Source organism: Rhodovulum sp. BSW8 (genome assembly GCF_003314725.1).
Classification (GTDB): domain Bacteria; phylum Pseudomonadota; class Alphaproteobacteria; order Rhodobacterales; family Rhodobacteraceae; genus Rhodovulum; species Rhodovulum visakhapatnamense.
This window is the reverse complement of sequence record NZ_QNVX01000014.1, coordinates 112533-128069: the sequence shown is the minus strand read 5'-3', so window position 1 is coordinate 128069 and position 15537 is coordinate 112533. Positions and strand designations below refer to the sequence as shown.

Here is a 15537-nt window from a genome sequence, read left to right as displayed (position 1 = left end):
TTAGAAGGACATCGCAACGCCGAGCGAGTAGGTCTCGTAGTCGCCGTCGTTGTTGTCGACGTCCGAGTCGCTGTAGCCGGCGACGATCGCGGCACCGCCGCCCAGATCGTAGGCCGCGGTCAGAGCCCAACCGTCAGCATCGTCGCCCGAGGTGTCGAACTTGCCATAGCTGGCGCCCACGGACAGCGCGTCCATGGTGTAGCCCAGGCCGATCGCGTAGTGATCGACGTCCGAGTTGCCAGCGCCGCTCGGATCGTAGTTCGAGTATTCGAACCCGGCTTTGAAGCCGTTGTTGAAGTCGGCCGACACGGTCGCGGCAATGATGTCGACTTCGGTACCAGCAGTCCACGGAGTGAAGCCGTAGTCGCGAAGGTTGCCCGGGGCCCAGCCGCTGAGGCCGGCTTCCAGGTATTGGTAGCCGAGGCCGAAGCCGAGGCCGACGCCGCCCATGTCAGCTTTGTAGCTGATCGCCAGAGCGTAGCCGTTGTCGGCGTCGTTGGCCGCACGGGTGGTCGTCGAGGTGAGCGGACCGCCACCGGCGGGAGCAGTCAACGTCGTCGTCGTAGCATTATCGTCGTTCAGTTCCATCGACGCCGAGAAGCCGAAGTCGCCGAAGCTGTAGTCGTAACGCAGGATCTGGTTGTCGTAGGCGGCGTCGCCATACGAGCCCTGGTAGCCGGCGTGGACGGTTTCGTCGTCGCCGATGCTGTACTGGCCGACCGCGTTGTGGGCTTCGGTCAGGCGCTTGTCGACGGCGCCGTCGATTTCACCCAGGGTCAGGGTGCCGAAGTCGCCCGAGATGAACACGGCTTCGTTGTCGAGCGACACGTTGCCGTTTTCGTTCGGCTCGGCGTCGGTCGAGAAGTCGACCGAGATCCCGAAGGACAGGCCGCTGTCGGTCTGGCCCGAGCCGACGACCGTCAGGGTGAAGTCGTTGTTGAATTCGGTGGTGGAGTCGGCGCCGTTACCGGCAAAGGAGCTGACGCCCGGGGCGTCTTTGCCGCCGCCGACGATACCCATTTCCGCCGAGCCCGAGAAGGTGATGTCAGCCGCAGCGAAGCCGGCCGAGGCAACCAGCGCGGTGGTCGCGAAGAGAACCTTTTTCATGGTTTTCCCTCATTCGTTTCTAGATGCACCTCAGGCCGGAGCCCCGAACTGAGTATGTTGGTGGTGTCGCTCCTCCCCCCCTGAATTGCAAGGAACACGGTCCGGGGCCGCGAACGCTCCGCCCGATTGATGCAGCGATGCCACACAGCGGGTCCTGTCCCGGCGGGCCTCGGGACAGCCTGCCGCACCCGCTGTCGGCCGTGCCGCGGGACGCGCGCGCAAACGAGCCTTTGAAAAGGGAAAAACCTTGTCGGCTTTCCGTGCCTCCGGTAAAGACCCGAAAAGGATCGAAGGGGATAGTGAGAATGACCGTTTCCAGCTTCTCGCGCGTGGCGCTGATCGCCGTGGCAACGGCCGGTCTTTCGGGCTGCGGCGGCGGATGGTTCGGCGGCAGTTCCAGCCCCGAGGCGCGGCAGGCCAATCTGGATGCGCAGTACGAGAACACGCCGATGGCCGAAGTCGAACGCGAGCGCAAGACGTCGTCGTCGGTCTGGGATCTGTTCAACAGTGACGACCCCAATGTGACCGTCGAGGTCAACAAATACCTCTGGCAGGCCTCGCTGGAAGTGTTGAACTTCCTGCCGATTCGGTCGGTCGATCCCTTTACCGGCGTGATCGCGACCGATTACGGCACGCCGCCCGGCGGCGGTCGGGCCTACCGCGCCACGGTCTATGTGCAGGACCCCGCGCTCGATGCGCGGTCGCTGAAGGTGTCGCTGCAATCGAAGGGCGGCGCCGTCAGCCAGGAAACCGTGCGCGCCGTCGAGGACGCGATCCTGACCCGCGCCCGCCAGCTTCGCGTCCGCGACAGCCGGCTCTAGCCTTCTTCCGAAGCCCGCCCGGACGTGCGGGCTTGATACGGCCACGTGGCGCAGGCGGCTCTGGACGCCTAGCGCCCGCGCGACTATTGACATCGCCGTACCCCGCACCGACCGCCCGCAAACGAAGCACCGAGGACCGCAAGACATGGCGCGCTACACCCCAGCCGAGATCGAGCCGAAATGGCAATCCGCATGGGAGGCGGGCGGCACCTTCGCCGCCACCCGCGACGAAGCCCGGCCGAAATACTACGTGCTCGAGATGTTCCCCTACCCCTCGGGGCGCATCCACATGGGCCATGTGCGCAACTACACGATGGGCGACGTGGTCGCGCGCTACAAGATGTCCTGCGGGTTCAGCGTGTTGCACCCGATGGGCTGGGACGCCTTCGGGATGCCCGCCGAGAACGCCGCGATGGAGCGGGGCGGCCATCCCAAGGACTGGACCTATGGCAACATCGCCGACATGCGCGCGCAGATGAAGCCGCTGGGCCTTAGCATCGACTGGTCGCGCGAATTCGCCACCTGCGATCCCGAATATTACGGCCAGCAGCAGGCGATGTTCATCGACATGCTGGGCGCGGGGCTGGTCTACCGCAAGAACGCGACCGTGAACTGGGACCCGGTCGACATGACCGTTCTGGCCAACGAGCAGGTGATCGAGGGCAAGGGCTGGCGGTCGGGCGCGCCGGTGGAACGGCGCGAGCTGACGCAATGGTTCTTCAAGATCTCGGATTTCGCCGAGGAGCTGCTGGAGGCGCTGGACGGGCTCGACAACTGGCCCGAGAAGGTCAAGCTGATGCAGCGCAACTGGATCGGCCGCAGCCGCGGGTTGCAGATGGGCTTCGATCTGGTCGACGCGCCTTCGGGCTTCGACCGGGTCGAGGTCTATACCACCCGGCCCGACACGCTGATGGGGGCGAGCTTTCTGGGCATCTCGCCCGATCACCCGCTGGCGAAGGCGCTGGAGGCCGAGAACCCCGAGGTCGCTGCCTTCTGCGCCGAGTGCCGCCGCATGGGCACCTCGGAAGAAGAGCTGGAAAAGGCCGAGAAGAAGGGCTTCGACACCGGGCTGACCGTGCGCCATCCCTTTGACGAGACGTGGGAACTGCCGGTCTATATCGCCAACTTCATCCTGATGGATTACGGCACCGGCGCCATCTTCGGCTGCCCGGCCCATGACCAGCGCGACCTCGATTTCGCGCGGAAATACGGGCTTCCGGTGATCGACACCTTCGTGGCGCTGGACGGTGGCACGCCGGTCGGCACCGAGGCTTTCGTACCGGCGAAGCCCGAAAAGGTCCGCTGGCTGAAAGCCTTCGCCTGGGACGAGATCGCCAGCGGCGAAGAGGCCATCGAGGCCGCGCTTCGCCATTGCGAAGGGAAAGGCATCGGCCAGGGCGTGACCAAGTTCCGCCTGCGCGACTGGGGCCTGTCGCGGCAACGCTACTGGGGCTGCCCGATTCCGGTGGTGCATTGCCCCGAGTGCGGCGTGGTGCCCGAGAAGAAGGAAAACCTGCCGGTCCGCCTGCCCGACGACGTGACCTTCGATCAGCCCGGCAACCCGCTGGACCGGCACCCGACCTGGCGCGACTGTGCCTGCCCGAGCTGCGGCAAGCCCGCGAAGCGCGAAACCGACACGATGGACACTTTCGTCGATTCGTCCTGGTATTTCGCGCGCTTCACGGCACCCCACGCGGCCACCCCGACCGAGATGGCCGAGGCCGACTACTGGATGAATGTCGACCAGTATATCGGCGGGATCGAACATGCGATCCTGCACCTGCTTTATTCGCGCTTCTTCGCCCGGGCGATGCAGATCACCGGCCATCTGCCGAAAAAGGCAATCGAGCCCTTCGATGCGCTGTTCACCCAGGGCATGGTGACGCACGAAATCTACATGACCCGCGACAACAAGGGCCGTCCAGTCTATCACCTGCCCGAAGAGGTCGAGAACGGCGCGCTGAAGGCGACCGGCGAAACGGTCGAGATCGTGCCCTCGGCCAAGATGTCGAAATCGAAGAAGAATGTCGTCGACCCGGTCAATATCATCCAGGCCTTCGGGGCCGATACCGCGCGCTGGTTCGTGCTGTCCGACAGCCCGCCCGAACGCGATGTCGAATGGACGGCGGCGGGCGCGGAAGCGGCGTTCCGGCATCTGGGCCGGGTCTGGCGCATCGCCGAAGGTCTTGTCGAGGAACTGAACGGCGGCGGGATCGCGGCCTATGAGGAAGAGGCGCCGGCGACCGCTTCGGCAGATGCGAGCGGTCCGGGCGCGGCCGAAAGGGGGGGAGACGACCTGGCCCTCCGCCGCGCCCTGCACAAAACCATCCACGATGTGACAATGGGTATCGAAAGTTTCGGCTTCAATACCTCGGTGGCAAAACTTTACGCCTTTACCAATACCCTGGCCAAATCCACGGCCTCCCTTGCCGCGCGACGAGAGGCCGCGACGGTCATGGCGCAGCTGATGGCGCCCATGACCCCGCACCTGGCCGAAGAGGTCTGGGAGGCGCTGGGCAATCCCGGGCTGGCGGCCGAGGCGCCCTGGCCCAAGGCCGATCCGGCGATGCTGGTCGAGGATACGGTGACGCTGCCGATCCAGATCAACGGCAAGCGCCGGTCCGAGATCCAGGTGGCCAGGGACATGCCCAAGGAAGAGGTTGAAAAGCTGGTGCTCGCCGACGATGCTGTGATCAAGGCGCTGAATGGCGGCGCCCCGAAAAAGCTGATCGTCGTCCCGGGCCGCATCGTCAATGTCGTCGTCTGACCGCCGCGCCTTTCTTGTATCAGGGCTGACCGCCGCGGGGCTCGCTCTGGCGGGCTGCGGCTTTCGCCCGGTCTACGGAACCGGCGGCCCGGCCGACGGGCTGCGCGGCAGGATCGCGGTCGATGCGCCCGACTCGGTGGTGGGCTTCCTGCTGGTCGAAGAGCTCGAGACCCGGCTTGGCCGGGCCGAGGCGCCCCGCTGGCGGCTGGCCTACAGCATCGACACCGAAAGCGAAGGCCTCGGCGTCACCGCCGAGCAGGACACCACCCGCTACAACATCACCGGGCGGGTCGGCTTCCAGCTGCGCGATCTCGACAGCGGGCAGGTGGTGCAATCGGGCGAGGTCGCGTCCTTCACCGCCTATTCCGCGACCGGCAGCACGGTCGCGACCCGCGCCGCCGAGCGGGACGCCTACCGGCGGCTGATGGTCATTCTCGCCGATGAAGTGGTGACGCGGCTTCTCGCTACCTCCGGCACCTGGGCGCAATGAAGCTTTCCCCGCGGGAGGCCACGGGGTATTTCGCCCGGCCCGAGCCGGATCGCGCGGGGCTTCTGATCTATGGCAATGACGCGATGCGCGTGGCGCTGAAGCGCCAGCAGGTGATCGCCGCCCTTCTGGGCCCGAATGCCGAGGAAGAGATGCGGCTGACCCGGTTGTCCGCCGCCGACCTGCGCGCCGACCCGGCGGCGCTGACCGATGCGGTCAAGGCGCGCGGCTTCTTTCCCGGGCCTCGCGTGGTCTTCCTGGACGAGGCGACCGATGCGCTGGCCGACCGGATCCTCGGGGCGCTGGCCGACTGGCAGAAGGGCGACGCGCAGATCGTGCTGACCGCGCGCCAACTGCCACCGAAATCGGCGCTTCGGAAAGCGTTCGAAGCCCATCCCGAGGCCTATGCCATCGGCATCTACGACGACCCGCCCGGCCGCCCCGAGATCGAGGCGATGCTGGCCGAAGCCGGGCTGGGGACGGTCGACCGCGCGGCGATGGGGACGCTTCTCGATCTGGCCACCGCGCTCGATCCCGGCGATTTCCGCCAGACCGTCGAGAAGGTCGCGCTTTACAAGCTGAACGATCCCGCGCCGCTGACGCCCGAGGACGTGGCCGCCTGTGCGCCGCGTTCGACCGAGGCCGAGGCCGATGCTCTGATCCATGCGGTGGCCGAGGCGAAGACCGCCGAGATCGGCCCGCTGCTGCGCCGGTTGCAGGCGCAGGGGATGGCGCCGGTCACGCTTTGCATCGCCGCGACCCGGCATTTCCGCCAGTTGCACGCCGCCGCCGCCGATCCCGACGGCGCAGCCTCGGGCATCAACCGGCTGCGCCCGCCGGTCCATTTCAAGGCGCGCGACCGGATGGTGCGGCAGGCGCAGGGCTGGGGCATGCACCGGCTGGAACAGGCGCTGGGGCTGCTGCTTGACACCGACCTGCAGCTCCGTTCGTCCCAGCGCGCCCCGCAGATGGCCCTGATCGAACGCAGCCTCGTCAAGCTGGCGGTTCTGGCGTCGCGGCGCGCTTGACCGCGCCGCGATTTGCTGGAACCCCTGAGGAACGTGCCAAGGGGGATGTGGCGATGTATCGGGTCATTGGCAGCGGCAACAGTCGCGCACGGCGGGTGCTGTGGCTGATGGAGGAACTGGGGCTCGACTACGAGCATGTGCCCGCGCTGCCCCGGTCCGAGGATGTGGTGGCGCTCAATCCCGCGGGCAAGGTGCCGGTGCTGATCGCCGACGGGGTGCCGATCCTCGATTCGACCGCGATTTTGACCTTTCTGGCCGACCGGCACGGGCAGATGACCCAGCAGGCGGGCACCATCGCGCGCGCCATTCAGGACAGCATGACCCAGTTCCTGCTGGACGAATTCGACTCGGCGCTGTGGATGGCGGCGCGGCACAGTTTCGTGCTGCCCGAAGAGCTGCGGCAATCGGCGATCAAGGACAGCCTGAAATGGGAATTCACCCGCAGCCAGGAAGTGCTGGTCGGGCGCATGGGCCCCGGGCCGTTCCTGCTGGGCCCCGATATGACCGTGCCCGACATCATCCTGACCCATTGCGGCGACTGGGCCGAGGCCGCGCATTTCCCGATCACCCAGCCCCGGCTGGCCGAGTATCTGGCCCGGATGCGCACCCGCCCCGCCTACCGGCGCGCCCAGGCCGCCTGAGGGCTAGCGCGCCAGCCGACGGGCCGCGGCCTGCCCGGCCCAGCGGCCTGTCGCCAGACAAGCGGTCAGAAGATAGCCGCCGGTCGGCGCCTCCCAGTCCAGCATCTCTCCGGCCGCGAAGGTCCCAGGCCGCTCGGTCAGCATCAGGTCGGGATCGAGCGCCTGCCACATCAGCCCGCCTGCGGTCGAGATCGCCTCGTCGATCGGGCGCGGCCCGGCATGGGCAATGGGCAGCGCCTTGATCCGCGCCGCCAGTGCGGGCCCTTCGGGCAGCGGGCGGCCGAATTCCATCAGCAGCGCCAGCCGCGCCGGGTCGAGCCCCAGCGCCTTGCGCAGATGGTTCGAGAGGCTCACCTTGCCGCGTGGCCGCGACAGCCGGTCCGCCACCCAGTCGGGCGTCCGATCAGGCAGCAGGTCGGCGACCAGCGGCGCCCCGTCGCGCAACGGCCGGGACAGCGCATAGATGCCCCCGCCCTCGAGCCCGCGCGCCGAGATCACGAACTCGCCCCGGTGCCAGGGCCCGGCGCCGGCCCGCAGCGCCACGCCCTTGACCGGCAGGCCGAAATGGCGGGCCATCGGCACCGACCAGTCGACCTTGAGCCCGACATTGGCGGGCGCGAAGGGCGCCAGCGGCAACCCTGCCTGTGCAAGCGGCCCGGCCCATGCGCCGGTCGACCCCAACCTGGCCCAACTCGCCCCGCCGAAGGCCAGGATCGTGACCCCGGCCGCCATCCGACGCGGCCCCTCGGGCGTCTCGAAGACCGAGGCGTCGCCGTCCCAGCCGCCCCAGTGCCAGCGCCGCCGGAGCTGCGCCCCCTGTCCCGCGAGCCGCCCGAGCCAGGCCCGCAGGAGCGGGGAGGCCTTCATCGCGGTCGGAAAGACCCGACCGGTGCTGCCCGCAAAGACCGGCTGGCCCAGTCCCTCGGCCCAGCGACAGACCTCGCCCGGGCCGAACGCCTCAAGCATAGGCCGAAGCCGCGGCGCGGCCTCGGCATAGGCCGCCAGAAAGGGCTCGAACGGTTCAGCTCTGGTCAGGTTCAATCCCGATTTTCCCGCCATCAGGAACTTGCGGGCGGGCGCGGCCAGTGCCTCGGCGATGACGACCGGCACGCCCGCCGCGCCCAGCGCCTCGGCGGCCATCAGGCCCGCCGGACCCGCGCCCACCACCAGCGCGGGAAGCCTTTCGGCCGCCTGCTCCGGCGCAGCCTCCTGCATTCCTGCCCTGTCGCTCATGGCCGCGCCTCCGTTCCGCTTGGCCGCGCGGCACAATGCCCGGCGGCCTCTGCATCCTCTGCCTCGGGAACCTCGAAGCAGCAAGGCCGAGCGGTTCCCCTGGACGGGGCAATTCACGGCGCGAGCGCGAAAACGAAAAGAGGGTCGGCGGGACCAAACCTGCCGACCCTCTTTGCGATCAGTGGTGCCGGTGAAGGGACTCGAACCCCCGACCCCATCATTACGAATGACGTGCTCTACCAGCTGAGCTACACCGGCACTGTGGCGGGGTCTTTAGCACCCTCGCGGGAGGGTGTGTAGACCCTTTTTGTCCTACTCCACCGACTTTTCCAGACCGCCGCCGACCAGCAGCGGCAGCATGTCCGACGCCCCGGCCAGCGCCGCCTGGTTCGCGGGCGCGGGCTTCCAGGCCAGCGTGTCGAACCCACCGCAATGGCCGCAGACCGGCGCCCAGGCCGGCTGGACCGTGGCGCAGCTGTCGCAAACCCATTGCGGGCCGCGCGGAGCGCCCAGCGCCTTGGCCAGGAAGCCGCGCACGACCTCGTCGTCAGAGCCCAGACCGCGCTCGACCGCCGCCATCAGGGTCAGGGCGCGCACCGTCGGCGCGGTGTCGACCAGATCGCCCAGCGCCTTGCGGGCGGCCGGGAAATCCTCGGCGGCGATGGCCAGTTCGGCCGTCAGCATCCGGGTTTCGGGATCGTCGGGCCGAACATCGGTCAGCTGGCCGAAACGCAAAATCCGGTCCTGCGGGGTCTCGTCGGGCACCAGTTCGGCGAAGGCCGCGGCGATGTCGGGATGGGGCTGAGCCTCCCAGGCGCGGCGCAGCACCCGCACCGCCTGCTTTTCGCGGCCCTGCGCGTGATAGGCCCGGGCCGCCATCACCGCGGCGGGCACCAGGTCGGGCGACAGCTTGTTGGCCTCGATCGACAGGTCGCGGGCGCGCGGCTCGTCGCCATCGACCATCAGATCGCGCGCCTCGCAAACCGCCAGCACCGCATCGCGGCGCCGGTGCAGGTCGCGCGGGATATTGCCGTGCCGGAGTTTCGCGTTCAGCGTCTTGCGCGCGCCCTTCCAGTCTTCGGCATTGGCCTGCAATTGCAACAGCGTGGTCTGGGTCTCGGCATGGCGCGGCTTCAGCACGAAGGCCTTTTCCGCCAGCTTGATCGCGGTTTCCGTGTCGCCCTCGGCAAGCTTCTGTTTCATCAGCCCGCGCACGCCCACGAAACGGGTGCGGTCGTCGCCCAGAAGCTTCTTGTAGATGTCGCGGGCCCGGCCCTTGTCGCCCAGCATCTCGGCCGCCTGGGCCGACAGCAGGTTGGTCAGGTCCGGCCGGCGCAGGAAGCGTTCGGCCTTGGCGGCGTTCGACATCGCCAGCCGCGCCTCGCCCGAAGCGAGTGCCAGCATGCCGTCGGCCAGCGCCTGAAACCCGCGACGCTCGCGCGAGCGGCTGAAATAGCGGCTGATCGCGGTTTCGTCGCCGTTCAGGAAGCGCACCAGCGCCACCAGGAACCCGGCGACGCGCAGCAGCAGCCAGACGCCGACCACGGTCAGCAGCGCCAGGATCACCGCCTGCAGCGGGCCCAGCACGAATTCCATGTCCGCGACCGCGACCCTGAGGCCCGGTCCCGTCTCCATCAGGATGCCGGCCCCATAGGCAAGCGCGGCGACGAGGATCACGAAGAAGAGGATCTTGAGAAGGGACCAGAGCATGTTTCGCGCGTCCTCAGTTGCTGTTCAGCGTTTGCTCGAGGCTCTGCGCGGCCTCCACGGCATTGGCGCGGGCACGGGCGGCACCGATCCAGTCCGACATCTCGGCCTTGGCCTCGGCATCAAGCCCGTCGAGTTCGGACAGCGCCGTTCCCAGATCGTCCTTGCGCAGTGCGGCCTCGGCCCGCGACAGGATCGCGTCGGCATCGTCGCCCTCCTTGGGCGTCAGCGAGCGCACGCCCAGCTGGCTGCGCACGAAGGCCTTGAACCTGTCCCCGACACCGCCCGCGGCCTGCTCCTTGAGCGAGGTTTCAAGCGCGGCACGGGCCGCCGCCGGAAATTCTGATTGCAGCTCGGGCAGGGTGGCGACGCCGCTGTCGGCCACCGCCGTCAGTGCCTCGGGCACCTCGATCGACCCGAACTGGCCCAGCGCGGGCGCAAAGGGCGAGCCGTCGGCCAGCGCCGCGTCGATCCGCATCAGGGCACCGCGCGCCTCGACCTGGGCGGCCCGGTCCATCGCCGCGCCGATATCGGCCTCGGCCTTCTCGGCCACCTGCTGCACAGAGGCGCTGAGCTCGGCATTCTGCTCGCGCATCTGCGCAATCTGATCCTCATAGGCCTTGAGCGCGGCCGCCGCCTCGCCGCTGGCCGCTGCGGCCGGAGAATTGGCAAGCTCGGTCACGCGCGCGTCGATCCCGGCGACCTGCTCGGCGATCTTGCCGATCTCGGTCTGAAGCGCGTCGATCTGCCCGGCCAGCGCCTCGCTGCCGCCGCCCGCAGACAGGCCGTTCAGCGCGGTCTCGATCCGGTCGAGCCGGTCGCCATTGGCGGTCAGGGCCGCCATGCCCGTCTCGCCCAGCCCGGCGCTGGTGCCCGGGAAGGACCAGCCCTCGGGCTGGATGTATTGCGCGGTGACGAAGCCGATGCCCGCGGCCAGAATGCCGCCCAGAACCGGGGAAACCGCTCCGATCAGGCCCGGCTTGGACGGAGCAGGGGCCGGTCCAGCGGCCGGGGCCTCGGGTTCCGGTGTCGTTTCGATTGGCTTTTCTTCCGGCGCCTCGTCCTGAACGGGCGCGGCCTCGGAGGGCGCGTCGGCGCGCTCGGGGCTGTCGGCGACCGGCTCGTCCGCCTCATCGCGGTCGCGCGCCGTGCGGATGGCCGCTTCCAGCCGGCCTTCGCCGGGCTCCTGTCCGCCTTCGGGATGCGACGGCTTGGTATCCAGGGAATCGGTTTCGTCTTCGGTTTTAGCCACGGGAACCCGCCTTTCGATTCGCTTCGTCTCAGACCGCGCGTCGCGCACCGCCTCACACATTAAAGACTCGCCGTTACGGCCTCAAGGCACCCCCACGGCGCCCATTACCGCAGCCAGACCGTCCATCATCGCCGGGCCGTCGGGCCGGTCGGCCTCGATCAGGGCCACCGGGTCCGGCCCGTCCCAGGAGGCCGTGACCGCGGCACTCATGCTCACCAGAGCCAGACGCCCCCCCGATCCGCGCAGCCGCTCGGCCACCAACCGGGCCGAGCGGGGCGAGAAAAGCGGCAGCAGGACCAGCGGCGCGGCCTCGATTTCGGCCAGGATCCCGGGCGGGAAGGGCAGGGCCTCCTGCGCGTAGACGATGCGTTCCTCGGTGGGGATGCCGATGGCACTGAGCGCCTCGGCCAGTTCGACCCGGGCATGTTCGCCGCGCAGGTGCAAAAGCCGCCCCTTCGGCGGCCGCGCGGTGAAATGCGCGATCATCGAGGCCGCGGTGCCCTCGGCCGCGGTGGCGCGGAACCCGGCGGCGCGGGCGGCATCGGCGGTGCGCTCGCCCACGCAATAGGCGGGCAGGCTCCGGTCGCCATTGACGGCCGCAAGCGCGGCGACCCCGTTCTCGGACGTGAACAGCACCCCCGCGAAACCGTCGAGCAAGACCGGATCGGTGCGCGGCACGATGTCAAGCACCGGCGCCGTGCGGATCGCGATGCCTGTGCCGAACCTCTGAACGAACGCGTCGGCAAAGCGGTCCGACTGGGCCCGGGGCCGGGTCATGAGAAGCAGCGGCGGATGCTGGGGCAAGGCGTACCTCCTCGCGGGATTGTGCCTGTGGTCCCCGTGGTGTTACCTGCCGACCGACGGGTACGCAACGGCAGAGCCATGGCCGACACACTGACGATCCTGGGGCTGGAGAGCAGCTGCGACGATACGGCCGCCGCCCTGGTGCGCCTGCGCGCGGGCGAAAGGCCGGAAATTCTGGCCTCGGTGGTCGAGGGCCAGACCGCGCTGCACGCGGCCTATGGCGGCGTGGTGCCCGAGATTGCCGCCCGCGCCCATGCCGAACGGCTGGATCTTTGCGTCGAACGCGCAATGGCCGAGGCCGGTCTGGGGTTCGGCGATCTCGACGCGGTGGCGGTCACCGCGGGGCCGGGGCTGATCGGCGGGGTCCTCTCGGGGGTGATGGTCGCCAAGGGGATCGCCGCCGCGACCGGGCTGCCGCTGGTCGGCGTCAACCATCTGGCCGGGCACGCGCTGACGCCCAGGCTGACCGACGGGCTGGACTTTCCCTATCTGATGCTGCTGGCTTCGGGCGGGCATTGCCAGTTCCTGGCGGTGTCGGGTCCCGAGGAGTTTGCCCGGATCGGCGGCACCATCGACGACGCGCCGGGCGAGGCCTTCGACAAGACCGCCAAGCTGCTGGCGCTGCCCCAGCCCGGCGGCCCTGCAGTCGAGCGCACCGCCGAAACCGGCGATCCGGCGCGTTTTGCCTTCCCGCGCCCGCTGATGGACCGGCCAGGCTGCGACATGTCGTTTTCCGGGCTGAAGACCGCGCTGCTGCGCGCCCGCGACCGCATCATCGCCGAAAAGGGCGGGATCACGGTACAGGACCGCGCCGATCTCTGCGCCGGGTTTCAGGCGGCGGTGCGCGACGTGCTGGCGGGCAAGGCCGCCCGGGCGCTGGCCGCCTGTCCCGAGGCGACCGCGCTGGCCGTCGCGGGCGGGGTCGCGGCGAACCGCGCGATCCGGGCCGCGCTGGAGGATCTGGCCGACAGGGCCGGGCTGCCCTTCGTGGCGCCGCCGCTGTCGCTTTGCACCGACAATGCCGCGATGATCGCCTGGGCCGGGCTTGAACGCTTTCGCCTCGGTGCCCGCGACGACATGGCGCTGGCCGCCCGGCCGCGCTGGCCGCTTGACAAAAGAAGCCCCGCGCTGATCGGGGCCGGCAAGAAAGGAGCCAAGGCATGACAAGGATCGGAATCGCGGGGGCAGGGGCCTTCGGCACGGCGCTGGGCGTCGTGCTGGCGCAATCCGGGCGCAAGGCGACCATCTGGGCGCATGAGGCCGCCTTTGCCGAAGAGATCCGCAGCCGCAACGAAAACCCGCGCCTGCCGGGGGTTCAGCTGCCTGAAAACGTTTCTGTCTCGGCCCGGATCGCGGATATCGCCGAGTGCGACCTGATCCTGCTGACGACGCCGATGCAGGTGCTGTCAAGCGTTCTCGACACTTACGGGCCGGTGCTGAAGGCGCGCCACATGGTCGCCTGCTGCAAGGGCGTCGATCTGGCCACCGGGCGGGGACCGAGCGCGATCATCGCCGAAACCTGCCCCGAGGTGGTCCCGGCCGTGCTGACGGGCCCCAGCTTCGCCGCCGACATCGCCCGCGGGCTGCCGACCGCGCTGACGCTGGCCTGCGCCGATCCCGAGGCGGGCCTCGCGTTGCAGGAACGGCTGTCGACGCCGACGCTCAGGCTGTACCGCAGCACCGATACCGTGGGCGCAGAGCTGGGCGGCGCGCTGAAGAACGTGATGGCCATCGCCGCGGGCATCGTCATCGGCACCGGGCTTGGCGAAAGCGCGCGGGCCGCGCTGATCACCCGGGGCTTCGCCGAAATGCAGCGCTTTGCCCAAAGCTATGGCGCCGAGCCCGAGACGCTGGCGGGCCTGTCTGGCTTCGGCGATCTGGTGCTGACCTGCACCTCGCAGCAATCGCGCAATTTCGGCTATGGCGTGGCGCTGGGGCAGAACGCCTGGTTCGACCCCGATGTGACCGTCGAGGGCGCGGCCACCGCCCGCGCCGTCGCCGCCATCGCCAAGGCGCGCGGCATCGACATGCCGGTGACCCAAAGCGTCGCCCAGGTCATCGACGGCCGCCGCAGCATCGAAGAGGCGGTCAAGATCCTGCTGAGCCGCCCCCTGAAGGAGGAATGACCATGTATTTCGCGCTGATCTGCCGGGACAAGCCCGGCCATCTGGAGATCCGCAAGGCCAATCGCGAGGCGCATCTGGCCTATGTCGCCGAGACCGGCGTCGTGGCGCAGGCCGGGCCCTTCCTCGACGACGCGGGCGACATGTGCGGGTCGCTGGTGATCCTCGATGTCGCGGACAAGGCGGCGGCCGAGGCCTGGGCCACGAACGATCCCTATGCCGGGGCGGGCCTGTTCGAAAGCGTCTCTGTGCAGGCCTGGAAGAAGGTCGTCGGCTGATGGCCTTCTGGCTGTTCAAATCCGAGCCCAACACCTGGAGTTGGGACGATCAAGTCGCGAAAGGCGCGACCGGCGAGGAATGGGACGGCGTGCGCAACTATCAGGCCCGCAACACCATGCGGGCCATGAAGATCGGCGATCGGGGCTTCTTCTACCATTCGCTCAGCGAAAAGGCCGTGGTCGGCATCGTCGAGGTGATCGCCGAGGCCCATCCCGACAGCAAGGCCGACGATCCGCGCTGGGAGTGCGTCGACATCAAGGCGGTCGCGCCCTTGCCCCGGCCGGTCACGCTGGACATGTGCAAGGCCGAGCCGCGGCTGGCGAACATGGTGCTGGTCAACAATTCGCGCCTCTCGGTGCAGCCGGTGACCGAGGAAGAATGGCGGATCGTCTGCGAGATGGGCGGTCTTTGACCGCCCGCCCGCTGCTCAGAACCGGTTCAACGGGATCTTGAGATAGGACCGCCCGTCATCCTCGGGGTCGGGCAGGCGGCCGCCGCGCAGGTTGACCTGCAACGCGGCCAGCATGCGGTCTGGCAAGGAAAGGGTCGCATCGCGCGCCTGCCGGGTCTTCAGAAAGTCCTCGCGCGTCGCGCCGTCGAGATGCACGTTCCGGCGCTGCTCGGCCACCGTCGCCATCGGCTGAACCGCCGCGCCCTCGTCGGGATAATCATGGCCGATGAACAGCCGCGTCTCGTCCGGAAGCGACAAGAGCCGCCCGAGCGAGTCGTAGAGGACCGAGGCGCTGCCGCCCGGAAAATCCGCCCGCGCGGTCCCGGCACCCGGCCGCAGGAAGGTATCGGCCACGAAGGCAGCATCGCCCACGAGATAGCTGACCGAGGCCAGCGTATGGCCCGGCGTCGTCAGCACCCGCAGCGTCATCTGCCCAAGCGCGATCTCGTCGCCCTCGCGAAACAGCCGGTCCCAGTCGCGGCCATCGGCGGGGAAAGCCTCGGGCAGGTTGTAAAGATCGCGCCAGAGCGCCTGCACCTCGGTCACCCGCGCGCCGATGCCCCGCCGCGCGCCCAGCGCGTAGCCGAGGTAATGCGCCGCCGAGAAATGGTCGGCATGGGGATGGGTATCGAGCACCCAGCCGATCCTCAGCCCCTCGGACCGGACATGGTCGAGAATCCTGTCGGCATTGGCGGTCGTGACGCGAGCCTCGGCCGGATCGAAATCGAGAACCGGGTCGATCACGACGCCCTCGCGGGTGGCGGGGTCGTGGACCACGTATTGCAGGCTGCCTGTGGCCTCATCGTGGAACGATGTCACTACGGGCGAAGCTTTCAT

15 protein-coding genes and 1 tRNA gene are annotated in these 15537 nt (G+C 68.9%); 9 read left to right on the top strand and 7 right to left on the bottom strand.

Going from position 1 to position 15537, the window contains the following annotated elements; genetic code table 11:
* Positions 1-1107 (bottom strand): porin, encoded by a 1107-nt coding sequence (locus DSD19_RS10200; protein ID WP_113669502.1) that lies wholly within the window; start codon positions 1105-1107, stop codon positions 1-3.
* Between the two features lie 305 nt (positions 1108-1412).
* On the opposite strand from DSD19_RS10200, the gene DSD19_RS10195 reads away from it, so the two are divergent.
* The 5 genes from DSD19_RS10195 to DSD19_RS10175 all read left to right on the top strand — a co-directional run bounded on the left by DSD19_RS10195 (position 1413) and on the right by DSD19_RS10175 (position 6851).
* The gene (locus tag DSD19_RS10195) at positions 1413-1928 is read left to right on the top strand and encodes a DUF3576 domain-containing protein (RefSeq protein WP_075784099.1); all 516 of its coding nucleotides are present in this window, start codon (positions 1413-1415) and stop codon (positions 1926-1928) included.
* A 145-nt stretch (positions 1929-2073) separates the two neighbouring features.
* Positions 2074-4695 (top strand): leucine--tRNA ligase, encoded by a 2622-nt coding sequence (gene leuS / locus DSD19_RS10190; RefSeq protein ID WP_113669501.1) that lies wholly within the window; start codon positions 2074-2076, stop codon positions 4693-4695.
* On the top strand, positions 4682-5185 hold the full coding sequence (gene lptE, locus DSD19_RS10185; protein WP_075784101.1) for an LPS assembly lipoprotein LptE: 504 nt from the start codon (positions 4682-4684) through the stop codon (positions 5183-5185). The genes leuS and lptE overlap by 14 nt, the downstream gene beginning before the upstream one ends.
* Positions 5182-6210: a DNA polymerase III subunit delta gene (holA, locus tag DSD19_RS10180; protein ID WP_113669500.1), complete on the top strand. Its 1029-nt coding sequence runs from the start codon at positions 5182-5184 to the stop codon at positions 6208-6210. The genes lptE and holA overlap by 4 nt, the downstream gene beginning before the upstream one ends.
* Before the next feature lie 53 nt (positions 6211-6263).
* The gene (locus tag DSD19_RS10175) at positions 6264-6851 is read left to right on the top strand and encodes a glutathione S-transferase family protein (protein WP_113669499.1); all 588 of its coding nucleotides are present in this window, start codon (positions 6264-6266) and stop codon (positions 6849-6851) included.
* Positions 6852-6854: 3 nt separating this feature from the next.
* On the opposite strand, the gene DSD19_RS10170 is transcribed toward DSD19_RS10175, so the two are convergent.
* The 5 genes from DSD19_RS10170 to DSD19_RS10150 form a co-directional block, all read right to left on the bottom strand.
* Complete coding sequence (locus DSD19_RS10170) at positions 6855-8084, bottom strand: TIGR03862 family flavoprotein (protein ID WP_113669498.1); 1230 nt, start codon at positions 8082-8084, stop codon at positions 6855-6857.
* A gap of 182 nt (positions 8085-8266) precedes the next feature.
* Positions 8267-8342 (bottom strand) — tRNA-Thr (locus DSD19_RS10165).
* Positions 8343-8396: 54 nt separating this feature from the next.
* Complete coding sequence (locus DSD19_RS10160; RefSeq protein WP_113669497.1) at positions 8397-9794, bottom strand: heme biosynthesis protein HemY; 1398 nt, start codon at positions 9792-9794, stop codon at positions 8397-8399.
* 13 nt (positions 9795-9807) lie between these two features.
* The gene (locus tag DSD19_RS10155; protein WP_113669496.1) at positions 9808-11043 is read right to left on the bottom strand and encodes a COG4223 family protein; all 1236 of its coding nucleotides are present in this window, start codon (positions 11041-11043) and stop codon (positions 9808-9810) included.
* Positions 11044-11124: 81 nt separating this feature from the next.
* Positions 11125-11820, bottom strand: coding sequence for a uroporphyrinogen-III synthase (locus tag DSD19_RS10150; protein ID WP_133260395.1), 696 nt, complete (start codon positions 11818-11820; stop codon positions 11125-11127).
* Between the two features lie 105 nt (positions 11821-11925).
* On the opposite strand from DSD19_RS10150, the gene tsaD reads away from it, so the two are divergent.
* Genes tsaD through DSD19_RS10130 form a run of 4 tightly spaced genes read left to right on the top strand, consistent with a single transcriptional unit; the run spans position 11926 to position 14661 of the window.
* Positions 11926-13011 carry a tRNA (adenosine(37)-N6)-threonylcarbamoyltransferase complex transferase subunit TsaD gene (gene tsaD, locus DSD19_RS10145; protein WP_113669494.1) on the top strand — a complete coding sequence of 362 codons (1086 nt, stop codon included), beginning with the start codon at positions 11926-11928 and terminating at the stop codon, positions 13009-13011.
* A complete protein-coding gene (locus DSD19_RS10140; RefSeq protein WP_075784108.1) occupies positions 13008-13973 on the top strand; it encodes an NAD(P)H-dependent glycerol-3-phosphate dehydrogenase in 966 nt (321 codons plus the stop codon). The genes tsaD and DSD19_RS10140 overlap by 4 nt, the downstream gene beginning before the upstream one ends.
* 2 nt (positions 13974-13975) lie before the next feature.
* Positions 13976-14248, top strand: a complete 273-nt coding sequence (locus DSD19_RS10135) for a YciI family protein (RefSeq protein WP_113669493.1) — start codon at positions 13976-13978, stop codon at positions 14246-14248.
* Entirely contained in the window at positions 14248-14661 is a 414-nt protein-coding gene (locus tag DSD19_RS10130; RefSeq protein WP_113669492.1) for an EVE domain-containing protein, read from the top strand. Before DSD19_RS10135 ends, DSD19_RS10130 begins: the two co-directional genes overlap by 1 nt.
* Before the next feature lie 15 nt (positions 14662-14676).
* Here DSD19_RS10130 and DSD19_RS10125 read toward each other — a convergent pair whose 3' ends face one another.
* Complete coding sequence (locus tag DSD19_RS10125) at positions 14677-15537, bottom strand: MBL fold metallo-hydrolase (RefSeq protein ID WP_113669491.1); 861 nt, start codon at positions 15535-15537, stop codon at positions 14677-14679.